Origin of the sequence: Duganella aceris (assembly GCF_011090165.1) — a bacterium.
Lineage (GTDB): Bacteria > Pseudomonadota > Gammaproteobacteria > Burkholderiales > Burkholderiaceae_D > Rugamonas > Rugamonas aceris.
Window position 1 is genome coordinate 129,977 of record NZ_JAADJT010000009.1, and the last position, 13,808, is coordinate 143,784.

Annotated in this window: 8 protein-coding genes; 3 read left to right on the forward strand and 5 right to left on the reverse strand. The window is 59.2% G+C overall.

Annotated elements, in window-relative coordinates:
* Positions 1-87: 87 nt before the first annotated feature.
* Complete coding sequence (locus tag GW587_RS20025; protein WP_166106369.1) at positions 88-1,176, forward strand: acyltransferase family protein; 1,089 nt, start codon at positions 88-90, stop codon at positions 1,174-1,176.
* A 59-nt stretch (positions 1,177-1,235) separates the two neighbouring features.
* Here the strand turns inward: GW587_RS20025 and GW587_RS20030 are convergent, their stop codons facing one another.
* The 5 genes from GW587_RS20030 to GW587_RS20050 all read right to left on the reverse strand — a co-directional run bounded on the left by GW587_RS20030 (position 1,236) and on the right by GW587_RS20050 (position 10,446).
* On the reverse strand, positions 1,236-2,585 hold the full coding sequence (locus GW587_RS20030; RefSeq protein ID WP_166106370.1) for a TolC family outer membrane protein: 1,350 nt from the start codon (positions 2,583-2,585) through the stop codon (positions 1,236-1,238).
* 2 nt (positions 2,586-2,587) lie between these two features.
* On the reverse strand, positions 2,588-3,949 hold the full coding sequence (locus GW587_RS20035) for an HlyD family type I secretion periplasmic adaptor subunit (protein WP_166106371.1): 1,362 nt from the start codon (positions 3,947-3,949) through the stop codon (positions 2,588-2,590).
* A 2-nt stretch (positions 3,950-3,951) separates the two neighbouring features.
* A complete protein-coding gene (locus tag GW587_RS20040) occupies positions 3,952-5,754 on the reverse strand; it encodes a type I secretion system permease/ATPase (protein ID WP_166106372.1) in 1,803 nt (600 codons plus the stop codon).
* Positions 5,755-5,951: 197 nt separating this feature from the next.
* Positions 5,952-8,654 (reverse strand): DUF4214 domain-containing protein, encoded by a 2,703-nt coding sequence (locus GW587_RS20045; protein ID WP_166106373.1) that lies wholly within the window; start codon positions 8,652-8,654, stop codon positions 5,952-5,954.
* A gap of 367 nt (positions 8,655-9,021) precedes the next feature.
* Positions 9,022-10,446, reverse strand: a complete 1,425-nt coding sequence (locus GW587_RS20050) for a FecR family protein (RefSeq protein ID WP_166106374.1) — start codon at positions 10,444-10,446, stop codon at positions 9,022-9,024.
* Positions 10,447-10,708: 262 nt separating this feature from the next.
* Here GW587_RS20050 and GW587_RS20055 point away from each other — a divergent pair, with 262 nt between their 5' ends.
* Positions 10,709-12,568: a CHASE2 domain-containing protein gene (locus GW587_RS20055; protein WP_371875626.1), complete on the forward strand. Its 1,860-nt coding sequence runs from the start codon at positions 10,709-10,711 to the stop codon at positions 12,566-12,568.
* Positions 12,565-13,773 (forward strand): tetratricopeptide repeat protein, encoded by a 1,209-nt coding sequence (locus GW587_RS20060; RefSeq protein WP_166106376.1) that lies wholly within the window; start codon positions 12,565-12,567, stop codon positions 13,771-13,773. Before GW587_RS20055 ends, GW587_RS20060 begins: the two co-directional genes overlap by 4 nt.
* Positions 13,774-13,808: the final 35 nt, after the last annotated feature.

Genomic DNA, 13,808 nt, shown 5'->3' on the forward strand with positions numbered 1-13,808 from the left:
TGGCAATGTTGACTGTACTAAATTATCTCGCTTTGCGCCATAAATTCCCTGTCGCAGGCGCCTTGTCGATGCGCTTACCCAACATCTATGAAAAAATTTATATTCGCCAATCAGTTGCGTGGGATTGCAGCATTGCTAGTTGTGATGACCCATTACTTTGGCACCTTTTTTGCCGAACAGGACCTGTTAGCGGCTCGCACCTTCTCGCCGAATCTGCATCTCTTCAAGGCGCCTTGGGTGCACATTTTTGAACTCGAATACCAAGGGCCGTTTGGTGTGGCTCTGTTCTTTCTAATCAGTGGCTTCGTCATCCCATTCAGCTTGCGCAAATTAAGTGTGGCAGGCTTCTTGGTAAATCGCTTGCTGAGAATTTTTCCCACTTATGCCTGCTGCCTGGGACTGGGCACGTTGATGATTTACCTGAGCTCGCGCTATTGGGGGCAGCCGTTCAGCTATGACTTAAAGGTGCTGATTGCAAACGCACTGCTGGTTTTTAACCTGACCGGCTTACCTTCTATGGACGCGGTCAACTGGACGCTGGCAATCGAGGTCAAATTCTACCTACTGATGGCTCTCGGCGGTGCCGCGCTGTTTCGTCCTGCTGTGCATTGGTTACTGGGATTTCTGGCCGCCGCAGCTGCCCTCACTTGGAACGGCACTCAAGGTGTCGCCCTCGCTGTCCCGCTTCTGATGGAATTGAACTATATCGTTTTCATGTTGGCCGGCTGCGTGTTTTATCAGCATGCTAGTGGACTGATCTCAACCCGCGCGCTGGTATCACGAACGCTGTTGACCATCGGCGTATTCAGCTGGACTTGGGCCAGCGGCCCACAGCAAGGACAATTTCCATCGGTGACAGTCTGGTACTACTGCGCATTCGCCTTATTTGCGCTGTGCTATGCTCTACGCGAGCGTTTTCGCCCGCTGCGCTTGCTGGACTTACTTGCGGCAATAAGCTATCCACTGTATTGCGTTCATGCCTTGTTCGGTTACTGTGCGCTTAAGATTTTGATCGATCAGGGATGCCGGTATGGCGTGGCGATGCTGATCACACTGCCGTGCACCATAGCGCTGGCATGGGCTGTCCACAAAACCGTCGAAAGCTGGAGCAACTCCCTGGGCCGGCGATGGGGTGAGTTACTGTCGCACGGTCGACCACAGGCGGCTACCGCGTAAAAAACGATTACTTTTCCCATCAGAACGAATGAAAATGGCAGCCAAAGCTGCCATTCAAATTAGCGAAAATATGACGACATTTCCTGAACATCGTCCGGGCCGGCGATACCCGCATCGGCACGCAATTTCATTCGTGCGACTAAATATGTGTAGCGTGCTTGCGCCAAGTCGCGCATGCTGGAATACAACTGCTGGCGTGCGTTCAGCAAATCGAGATTAATGCGTACGCCGCCTTTGATACTTTGCTCGGTCGCAGTTACCAGCAACTCTCCCGAACTAACCGCCTTTTCCAGCGCGCGAATTTTAGCAACGCTGCTGATCGCCGAGGAATATTGTTTACGCAAGTCGATTAAAATACGATCGGTGCGGACCTGCAGTTCGGACTTAGCTTTCTCTAACCCCGCCACCGACTGACGCGAGCTCGCGCTGACCGAACCACCTGAATACAGCGGCACAACCAATTGGATACCAATAGTGCGGTTAACCGTATTCTGGTTGTAGGTATTGATGGTCTCGGCATCGGCTTTGCTGTAGCTAGCGACGAAGTCGAGACGAGGAAGGTGACCGGCGCGCGACTTGGTCACCTCCTGACGCGACGCCTCAATCGCAAACTTTTGCGCGCGCAGGTCAGGATTTTCCTCCAATGCGATCTTACGCCAAGCTTCGAAGCCGCCTTCTGGCATCTCCGCAATGCGGAAGTTGGGCGCCAGTTCGTCGAGCGTCGTCACTTCTTGCCCGACGATGGTCGACAGCGCTGCCAATTGGGTCTGCTGATTGTCACTTGCCTCCAACAACTGGGCCTCCGACAAATCTAACCGCGATTGTGTTTCCAGCATGTCCGTCTTGGTGCCCTCGCCTTTAGCGAACAGCAAATCATTAACGGACTTCTGCTCCACATACATGTCACGCTGCGCTGTTGCAATGCGTACCTGCTCACTAGCAAACAATGCATCGATATAAGCGCCGATTACGCGGGTGATCAAGTCTTGGCCGCGACCGGCAAAATTCGCATCGCTATAGCCAACCTGAGCAATGCCTTGCTTGTAACGTGCCCATGCATCCATGTTGAATAATGTCTGCCGCAGCGTAACCGCAGCCGAACGGCTGACGTACTCTGGATGGGTGGTGGTCCTCTGCCCCAAGAAGTTCGGTGCTTCGAGATCGACGCGATTGCGGTTAGCGCTATAACTGGCTTGTACGTTAGGTAACAGGCCCGCCCGACCTAGCACTTTATATTCCTTACCACCAATGGCATCCTGTTCCGCTTGCTGATAAGTAGGGTCATTCGCGAGCGCAGCTTGGAATGCCTGCATCAAAGTCAGAGCATGAGCACTGCCGACCGGCAGTGTGCTGGCAACCGCGACCACCAGAGCAATGACACGCACCTTTGACTTCTTAGTGAAATTCATGCTCAATCCTCCGACAACGACGTCTTCGCGCGGTCATAGATAGGCTTGAGCAGATAGCTCATCAGCGTACGCTCACCCGTCTTGACGAACATTTCAACTGGCATGCCAGACTGAATCCCCAGCTTTTTGGCCTCGATGATTTTCAGCCCTTCAGGTGTAACTCTGGCGCGTACTTTATAAAAGGCGGCCCCCGTGCGCTCCTCAACTGTTCGGTCAGCGGAAACTTGCGTAACTACCCCAGGAATGTGGGGCGTACGATTGGAGTTGAACGCCGAGAACATAAGTTCAACCGGCATACCTGTGTGAACGCGATCAATCAAGTTGACGGGCAATTGCCCTTCCACCACCAACGGGTCATCGGTGGGAACCAAGTCCATCATTTTAGCGCCAGGACCTACCACCCCCCCTGGCGTGAACACAGCAAGACCGACCACCGTGCCGTCGACAGGAGCCTTTACGTCGGCATTGGCCATATCGTAATCTTGACCGGTAATACGGCTACTGAGCGCTTCCGCTTCGCGCTGCGTATCGGCCAGCAGAGAGCGCACTTCCTTCTGGAAATCTTGGGTGCGCTGCATGCGGCGCAGGGTCAGCTCGGTTACTTGGCGCTGCGAACGCCCAATAGTACCGAGGTCCTCCGAAATTTGGCCGTTGATTTGAGCATAGGTACGCTCCAGGTCCAGCAGGCGCGCACGTGCGACATAGCCCTCTTTGGAGAGCTCGCGCATATTGACGAGTTGTTCCTTGAGGATGTCGAGCTGAACCTTCTTACTGTCGCGCGACTCTTGCAATCCTTTGATTTGCAGCTTTAAGCCGGCGATATTTTCCTCAATAGCACCAAGCTCACTCTCCAGCGATGAGTGGCGCGACGTGAACAACTGCTTCTGCAAACTAAACCCGTCAATGACACGCGGGTCAGTCTTGAATTCATTAAGCGTCGGCGGGAATGTCAGCTCCTTCTTACCGTCGCGCTCCGCCAGTAAGCGTGCTTCCGCAAGGCGGCTAGTGATGTACTGAGCACGCGTGGTCTCGGCTTGGCTGGTGACCGCGACATTGTTCATGCGCACCAGCACTTGGCCTTTTTTGACGACATCGCCATCGCGGGCGAGAATCTCTTTGATCGTACCGCCGGACAAGTGCTGGATCGATTGGCGATTACTCTCCTTGGTGACCGTCGCCTGCATCGGCACCCCCTTGTCGAGGGGCGCGAATGAGGCCCACAGGCCGAAACCACCGACACCTACTAATATTAAAAGCCAGCCAAAACGGGCATAACCGCTTGAATCAGTCTTCACTTCCAGCGGTGTGACATCATGCGCAATCACTTCCGTTGCAGTGGTGTTTTTACTCAGCATATTTGCCATGATTACTCCTGTTCTGTATCTGCCATAGCAGCCTGTGGCTGCGGTGGCTCCGGTGGCTGTGGTGGCTGTGGTGCGGCTTGTGGCTGCGCCTTGGCTTGCTGCTGTGCTTGCAAAGCTTTTTGGTTAGATTCATTAATTGCCGCCAAAACGTCTTTGGTAGGGCCGTACATTGCAGCAGTACCATCACGCAGGACCAGCAGTTTGTTTGTAGCGCCGATAATGTTGGTGCGATGGGTTACCAATACAATGGTCTTACCACGTTGGCGCAAATCCATAATTGCTTGGACCAAAGCGTGTTCACCGATATCATCCAAGTTCGAATTTGGTTCATCGAGCACGATTACTGATGGGTCGCCGTACAGCGTACGAGCCAAACCTAGACGTTGGCGCTGACCGCCCGACAATCCCAGACCACCGTCGCCCAGTACTGTGTCGTAGCCTTTGGGCAGTTGCAGAACCATGTCATGCACCCCTGCGCGTTTCGCAGCCAGCACTACTTTTTCAGCATCAATGTCGCCAAAGCGGGCGATATTTTCACTAACGGTGCCACCGAACAATTCGATATCCTGAGGAAGGTAGCCAATATGCGGACCAAGTTCGGCTTTGTTCCACTGGTAAATATCCGCGCCATCCAAGCGCACTTTCCCCACAGCCGCTGGCCAGATACCGACCAGCAGCCGCGCCAGTGTCGACTTGCCGGAACCGCTAGGGCCAACGACACCTAAAACATCCCCTGCCGCAATGGCGAAGGATAACCCTCGAAGCACAGGCACAGTCGCCCCAGGTGGTGCTGCGGTAACAGTTTCGACCGTGATGGCACCGACCGGCTTGGGCAATTCCATGCCGGCCGAACGAGCGGGATTATCTGCTAAAAGCTTGGTCAAGCGTTCGTGGGCGCTACGGGTGCTGCTATATGTTTTCCAGACGCCGATAACCTGCTGAACCGGCTGCAGAGCACGACCGACCAGGATCGAGGCAGCAATCATCATGCCGGGTGTAATTTTTCCTTCAACGGCCAACAAAGCACCGTAGCCAAGCACCAGCGATTGCAACGATACCTGGACGAATTTGGTCACAGCAGCGACCTTGCCAGCCTTCTCGCTCGCTTCCGCCTGAAGACGCAGGAAGTTTCCATGAAGTTTGAGCCAGCGCCCCATCAGATTAGGCAGCATGCCCATCGACTCGATTACTTCAGCGTTACGCAAGTTGTTCGTTGCCAGATTGGTCGACGCGATTGCTGTGGTATTTGCTTCAGCCAGAGGCTTGTGTGTGACCCGCTCGTTGACATAGGCAAGCGTGATTAGCACCGCGGTGCCGCATAGCGCGAACACGCCGAGTGACGGTTCGAAAAGAAAAATAACTATCAAATAGATAGGGAACCATGGAGCGTCGAAAAACGCAAACAGCGCGTTACCGGTCAAGAACTGGCGGATGTTGGTGAGATCCATCAACGCCTGGCCAGCGTTGCCGCCGCCTTTCTTCAGATTCTGTTCGAACGCGGCGGTGTAGACGCGCTTGTTCATTTCCATGTCGAACTTGGCTCCCACACGCACCAGCACGAAACTGCGCACAAGTTCAAGCATGCTCATCAACAAATAGGCGCCCAGCATCATCACGGTCAGCATCAGCAGGGTGGTCTCGTTGCGGCTTGGCAGCACGCGGTCGTAGACCTGCAACATATACACAGACGGGACCAGCATCAGCAGATTAGTGACTGCGCTGAAGGCGCCGACGGTAAAGAACGCGCCCTTGAACTTGCTTAACGCCAGTTCAATCTCGTTCTTCGGTTTCATGGAATTTTTCATGGATGCATCACAGTGCAAGGTAAATACGTTGATGGCGGAGAGGACTGGTTTTCGCCGAGAACACACATTATCGCCCAAATAATACGAAATATGTGATGCACGTCACATTAAATTTACGTAATGAAAAAAAACCGCCGTTTTACAACGGCGGTTTTAGAGATCTGACAGCAGCGAAGCGCTGCCGCCAGAAAGCCTAATTACACTACGAATGCAGCTGCGGTCAGCGTGGTCACGCCTGTCAGCTGGATCACCGAGTCAACGGTGCCGTTTGCATCCAAGTCGATGTACAGCTTGCCGGTGGTCGAATCCAGCGCTGCGCCAACACTGGTCGAACCATTGTTGTTCTGCAGGAAGATCTGTGCATCGGACGAATTGGTGTACACGCCAACAACAACCGAGGTCAACGCGGTAGCAGCATTGAAGTCCAGAACGTCGCCGGTCCACTTGGTTGCATCAGCGCCAGCTTTCACGCCGGTTGCGCCATCGGTGCCGCTGCCGTAGGTGTTAGCCGCGAAGCCGGTGATGATGTCCAGCTTGACCAGAGTCGAATCGGTAGCAGCCAAGTACACGAAGGTGTCGTTACCAGCACCACCGTTCAGCAGGTCGGCGCCAGCGCCGCCGGTGATGGTGTCGCCTTTAGCGCCGCCGGTGATGGTGTCGGCATTGCCCGAACCAACCAGAACGTTAGCAGCGGTCAGCGAACCTTTGATGGTGATCGCCGAAGCGGTGCCATCGATAGCAGCAGCCGAAACGTTGATGCTTGCGCCACCGGTGTTAGCCGATGCATCGACCGAAGCCAGCTTGATCGAGCCAGCTTTCGAAGCGAAAGTGAAGCTTTGGTCGCCGGTCACGTTCAGGTTAACCAGTGCGGTGTCGGTCAGAACCAGGGTGTTTGCACCGATGTCGGTCTTGTCGCCAGCAGCAACGTCAGCGCTCAGGGTACCGGTGCTCTTCACGTTCAGGGTTTCAACGCCCGAGATCGTGGAGGTCACAGTTGCCGCAGTGGTGTTGACGGTGCCGTTGTTGCTCTGGGTGATCAGCGTGTCGATGGTCAGGTTGACCACGTCAGCCGCGCCAGTTGCATCTTTCAGCGTCACATTCAGCGCGCCGGTATTGGTGGCCAAGTCGCCCTTCAGGATAATGTCCGAAGCTGCGCCAACGTTAATCACGGAAGCAGAGGAACCCACGCCAGCAGCTACGCCAGCCGACTGGAAGCCGGTCAGGCCAGCAATTTTCGACAGATCGATAACGGTGGTGTCGGCGATTGCAGTATCGGTAACACTCAGGATTTCGAAGCCGGTGATCTTGGCCAGATCAGCAGGAACATAACCAGCAACAGTGTTGTAGTTGGTAACGCTCAGACCCAGGGTGTCTTTACCTGCGCCGCCGGTGATGGTGGCGCCGGTCGCTGGAGCAGCGCTGAAGTTAATGGTGTCGTCGCCTGCGCCCAGATCAATGGTAGCCGTGCCAACCAGAGCAGCAGTACCGATGTTCACTACGTCGTTACCTGCACCAGTGCTGATCGATTTAACAACAGCGCCGTCAACGGTCAGCTTGTCCACGCCAGCGCCAGTGGTGGCGGTGAACGAAGTAGCGGTCGAGTCACCGGTGGTGAAGGTGATGCCGCCGTCGCCAACGGTCAGGGTGTTGACTTTAACCAGGTCAACCGACGAAACGTTAACCGAACCAGCGCCGGTCACGGCCAGGGTGCCAATCGCTGCGCCGTCGCTCAGTTTAACGGTGTTTTTACCGGTTGCAGCGATGGTCAGTGCGGTCACAACGTTGGTGCCGCCAGTGTCTTTCAGTTCGAAGCTCGAACCGGTGGTGGCGATGTTGATGGTGGTGGCTTTCGAAGCAGCGACTGCGCCGATATCGATAACGACTTGCGAGGTAGCGCCTACGGTATCAACGTTCAGACCCAGGGTCGTAGCGGTCGAACCGTCAAAGCTAACAGTAGCAGCAGCAGTAGCAACGTTCGATACGCCCAGAGTGCCAACTGCGCCTACGCCGTTGATGACCGAAGCAGCGGTGCTGCCTTTGACGTTAATAGCGGTAACACCGGTTGCGTTCGACAGATTCAGCTTGCCGGCGGCGGTGAAGGTAGCATTGATGGTCTCAATGTTGGTCAGTGCTGGGGTAACGTCGGTGGCTGCGTTGGCGATGGTAACAGCCAGGATGTCTTGACCGGCGCCGCCGTTGATGGTGTCAACGACTTGCAACGAGTCAACGATTTTGGTTGCGCCGGTGTTATCGATGAACACGGTTGGAGCAGCGGTGAAGATGTCGTTGCCGCTGGTGCCGGTCAGGGTATCGGTACCGTTGGTCAGGTTGAAGTTGGTCGGCAGATTGATCGAACCAGTGTGAGCTACAGCAGCTGCGTCAGCAACGGTTTGCAGCGCGGCTGGGGTGGTCGCGGCGGTGAACGAAGCGGTGGTGGTGATGCCAGCCAGCCAAGCTTTGACAACTGCGTTGGCGGCGGCGCCGTCGTAACCCAGCAGGTCAGCAGCGGTATCCAGGCTGGTGGTGAATGCTTCAGCAGCGGCTACTTTATTGTTGATCGCGGTCAGGTCGTCGTTTTGTGCCGAATTAGCGATGGTTGCAACGATGGTGGCGAAGGTCTCAGCACCGGAGGTCAGCAGCAACGCCCAGTGGGTCAGGCCAGCGGCTTCTGCTGGACGACCGAACAGGTTCAGGTAGATCGAGTTAACCAAATCGAAAGGCGTTTTGCCAGCGTAGGTGGTGGTGTATTCGGCCGAAGCGGAGAATCCGGCGGCGATTTGGTCGACGGATGCGCCGGTTGCCAGCCACGATTGCAAGCCCAGTGGATCTGCTGGACGGTTGAAGTATGCAACGTACAGGGTTTGGATTTCGGTAGCGGTTGCAGCGGTAATGGTAGCCATTAATTAAACTCCTAAAGATTGATAAATTGTCTGCCGTGCAGCAATCAGCTGGATCAGCTTGCAGTACTACGGCAGCCATCATGGCAGAAGGTTGAACAGGAACATGTGACGGTCATCACACGAAACAGCGAAACCTCCCTTTTTTTATAAGTTTTTTCCTATAAAAGTCCGAGATGCATTATGGGAGAAGCTTATGGGGAAATCAATAGTGCTCACTGCTTAATATTTAAGCAGTAGCATATTTGTATCGAAAGGCGAATAAGAATTTTAGTATATTCAAAAATAGAATATGGCGGCGCTCCGATGGACCGGCGAAAAAAATGCCGCGATTGCGGCATTCCTATCTTCGACCTGATTGGCAGAGTTACTACTTGGTCCAGTAGGTAACCCCGTTGGCGGTGCGCTTGTCGTCCAGCCGAGAGGAGAATATATAAGCCGCGTTATCGCTGGCGCCCAGCGAACCGCTCACCGCCATATTGGTCGGGCGGACAAACTGGTTATTGCCACTTAAATCACCCTTGGTCCCGACATAACCTGTCGCTTGCAATTTAAATGTCTCACCGCTGCTAAGTAAATCGAATCCGGTGCTAAAAGTGCGCTTGTCAAAGTCGACTTGCAACTGCCCATTCTGTAGCGTCGCCGCCGTGGCCAACTGCGTGGCACTATTCATCACGAACGCTTCGCTGTCGCGCAACACGAATCCAACCGAGCCCTGAAGCGGGATTTCCCAATCCGCGCCTTTAGTGCGAACAATCGTGTAATAAGAGTTATATGCCACCCGCTTACCGCCCGCCGCCAGCAACGGCGTCGCGTCGATGGTTGCAGCCTGTTCGGCCAATGCAGCCCAGCGCCCCCATACAAGCTGACTAGCCGGCGCTGCCGGAATGATCACTTCCGGCGGTGGCAGCGTCGGCGTCGTCGGCGGACTGACCACCACGTCAGGCGGCGGCAGCGTCACCGGCGGCGACACGACTATCGGCGGCGACACCGCCGGAGGTGATATGTCATTTTTCTGTACGTTCCGCACTTGCTGGATCACCGCCGTGGCTTTTTGCGCATCCAAACCAGGCTCGTTCAGCGCCTGGCCGCCGCCGCTCTTGCCGGAAGGCTCATCGCTGCGCGGTGGCGACGCCGCGTCGGGCGCCGAGCTATTACTATTCAACAGTTGCGGGGTCGCGTCGCCGCGCTTGACGCGCAACATCTGGCCCGTCTGGCCGGCCGCCAGTTCACGGCTGGCGTTGTGTTCGCATGGGCCGCCGCCGGTCGGCAGGCAGGCGCCGCCGAAGCCGCTGACCACAATGGCGCCGGACAGCACCGTTACACTGGAGCTTTCCTGGTCGGTGAACACCGTGAAGTCGGTACCGCGCACGCCGATCGCCGCGACCGGGGTATTGAAACGGAAATTCTGGCGCGCTTGCTTGACGGCGGTGCCGGAGACGCTGCGCGCCACGCCCGACAGCAATTCCAGCTTGACATGGGTATTGGACGGAGTCTGGCGATCCACATGGTAGGCGACGATGCGGGCGCGGCTGGCCGGGCGCAGAATCAGCAGGCCGTCGTCGACGGTCTTCAGATAGACATAGCCGTCCTTGCCGGTGCTCAGCTCCTGGCCTTCCTGCACCGCGTCGTTGAGCGCGGCGCGGCGGCTGTCGGCGAACACTTCGCCGGCGACGAAGACGATGCGGCCCGCTTCGCCGGCATGCGCGAACGCGCCGCAACCCAGCAATGCCGCAGCCGCGACCAGGCGACGCCAGTTGCTCAGCTTATTGTTCGACGAAAATTGAGACCCCATAGCCATTACTCCTTTTAACGCATTGTGCGTGCGTCTTCAAATATTTCCTGTGATGCCCGTCACAATTTCACGCAGACACATTTCTCTGAGCTACACTGTAGCCTGTACGCAACCAACCAGCCACCGCTGTTACCGTTTCTCACCTTTTGTTACACTTCCGCCGCCGTTCGCCGCACACCGCGTCACGGCATGTTCGCCGCCTGACCCATAACACGCATCCTCGATTCCGTATGCTGTCTTTGCCTCGATGAAGTCGTTTTTCGTGCCACGAGCCGTCTCCCCCGCCGCGCTGCGCCGAGTGATCGCGTGCGCGGCGTTGCTGCTGGCCGTCTGTGGCCAGTGGCCGCAGAGCGGCCTGGCCTGGACCGGGGCAGACGAATGGCTGCGCGACCAGTTGATACGGCGGCAAGCATCCGTCCAAACAGAACAACGGCTGGCCGTGATCGACATCGACGAGACCAGCCTGGCGGCCGCCGGCCCGTGGCCGTGGCCGCGCGAGCGCATCGCCAGCATGATCGAACAGCTGCTGGGCGCGTACGGCGCGCGCGGCGTCGCGCTCGACCTGGTGTTGCCCGAACCGGCCGACGCCGGCGGCGACGCGCGTCTGGCGATGCTGAGCCAGCACGGCCCGCTGGTGCTGCCGCAGGCCTTCGACTACAACGGCAACATGCCGCTGCGGGTCGGCCGGCTCAGCGGCGGCAACGCGGCGCGCCGCAGCGACGACGCGGTCGCGGCCAGCGGCTACATCGCCAACCACGCCGGCCTGGCGCGCGCCGCCCACATCGGCAACATCGGCTTCGTGCCCGACCCGGACGGTGTGATCCGGCGCCTGCCGATGCAAACCGGCTTCGCCGGCCGCGACTATCCCACGCTGTCGCTGGCCCTGCTCGACTGTTGCGGCGGGACCGCCAGCGGCGCCGCCGACGGCCCGACCGGTGGCATGCAGCACGGCGGCGGCTTGCGCCGCCTGCCCTACCGCCTGCAATGGGACGCTTACAAGGTCATCCCGGCCAGCATGATCCTCGACCAGTCGGCCCCGGACGAGCTGTTGCGCGACAAGCTGGTGCTGATCGGCTCCTCCTCGCTGGGACTGGCCGACCGGGTCGCCACGCCGCTGTCGGCCTCGACCAGCGGCCTGCTGGTGCACGCCGCCGCCCTCACCGCCCAGCTCGACGCGCGCGCCGGCCTGGCGCCGGCGCCGTGGCCGGGCCGCCCGATCGCGGTGCTGTTCGCCGCCGCCACCATCGCCTTGTGCGCCTGGACGCTGCCGCGCAAGTCGGCGCTGGTCAACGTCGCCGTGCTGGCCGCCGCCTCGGCGCTGTGGCTGACACTGGCCTGGCACATGGCGCCGCACGACGCCCTGTTCGGCATCAGCGGCCCGCTGCTGGGCAACCTGTTCATGCTGGCGGTCGGCGTGCCGTTCGCCTGGCAGCTGTCGCAGCGCCAGTCGCGCCGCCTGCTCGACACGCTGCGCCAGTACGTGGCCGACGCCGTGGTCGACGAGCTGTTGCGCAGCAACCTGGTCGATCCGCTCAAACCCAGCCATTGCGAGGTCACCACGCTGATCGCCGACATGCAGGGCTACACCACCCACGTCGCGGCGCTGCCGCTGGAACAGGCGGCCGAGCTGACCCGCGCCTTCCTCGACTGCCTGACCGGGCCGGTGCTGGCCGCGCATGGCACGCTGGACAAGTTCACCGGCGACGGCCTGGTGGCGTTCTGGGGCGCGCCGCTGCCGGTGCCGGACCACGCCGACCAGGCGCTTGACGCCGCCGAGGCGATCCAGGCGGCGATGCTGGTGTTCAACGCCGAGCGCGCGCGCCGCGGCCTGGCGCGGATCCGGGTGCGCATCGGCATCGAGAGCGGGCGCGCCATGGCCGGCGATTTCGGCTCGGCCGCGCGCAGCATTTACACCGCGGTCGGCGACAGCGTCAACGTGGCGTCGCGGCTGGAGACGGCGGCGCGCGACCTGCCGCACGACGTGATCGTCGGCCCCGGCACCGCCGCGTTGTGCCGCCGCCACCGGCTGCTGAACATCGGCGCGCTGACCTTGCGCGGCAAAGAGCATCCGACTACCCTGTACACCCTGCTGGCGCACGCGCCGCAACAAGGAGTATTGTGAAGAAATACCTGTTCGCCCTGCTGGCGGGACTGGCGCTGAGCGCCGCCGTCGCCCAAGAGACGCCGGTCGACGAGGACCTGTACATGGCGGCCATGCAGTCGATCGCCGACGGCCGCCGCGCCGACGCCAGCCTGGTGCTGGAACGCCTGATCGCGCGCGGCCCGCAGCACGCCGGCGAGTGGCTCGACCTGGCGATGATCCAGTGCGCGCTGGGCCAGGACGCCGACGCCGAATCGCTGTTCCAGCGCATCGAGCGCGAATTCCAGCCGCCGCAGGGCATCCGCGACATCATCGCCCAGCAGCGGCTGCAGGGCTGCTACAGCTGGAAGGCGCAGGCGCTGTGGGGCGTCAACGCCGCGCGCGGCTACGACAGCAACGTCAACCAGGGCGCCAGCGTCCCCTTCTTCACCGACAGCAACGGCGTGCCGCTGGAACTGCTGCCGCAGTACAAGCCGCGCAGCGACCACTACAGTGTGGTCTCCGGCGACTACCTGCGCGACCTCAGCGCCGACGGCGACCTGGCCTATGCCCAGGTCCACCTGCGCCAGTACGACCGCCAGTCGGACTATAATTCGGCATCGCTGTTCGTCGGCGCCGAGCATCCGTGGCGGCTGGCGGACTGGCAGATGCGCAGCTCCGGCCTGCTCGGCGCGCTGACCCTCGGCGGCGTGCTGTACCAGGAACAGGCGCAGCTGCAGATGCGCGCGGCGCCGCCGTGGAAACTGCCGAAGGGCTACGATCTGAGCCTGCTCGGCAGCGTCTCGCGCACCAGCTACAAGACGCTGGCCAATTTCGATTCGACCACCTACGAGCTGCGCAACGTGCTGGGCTATCACAACGCCAACAGCCAGGCGCAGGCGGCGCTCGGCTACCAGCGCGACCTCGGCAGCGCGGAACGCCCGGGCGGCGACCGCAGCGGCTGGTCGGCGCGGCTGTACGGCCGGCGTATGCTGCTGCCGTCGCTGCAGGGCGAGCTGGAGTTCGTGGGCCAGCGCTGGCGCGGCCAGAACGCGTACTCGCCGGGCGTGATCGACCTGACGCGGCGGCAAAACAACCTGGTGCTGCGCGCGGTGCTGAGTTATCCGCTGCAACGCGACCAGGCCCTGCAACTGGAATGGCGCGAGGTGCGCAACCGGGAAAACATCTCGATCTTCCAGTACGATGCGCGCCAGATCCAGTTCAGCTGGCGCTGGTCCAATCTGTGACAGCTGCAACAAACTGCAACAATTCGCCGCAACCG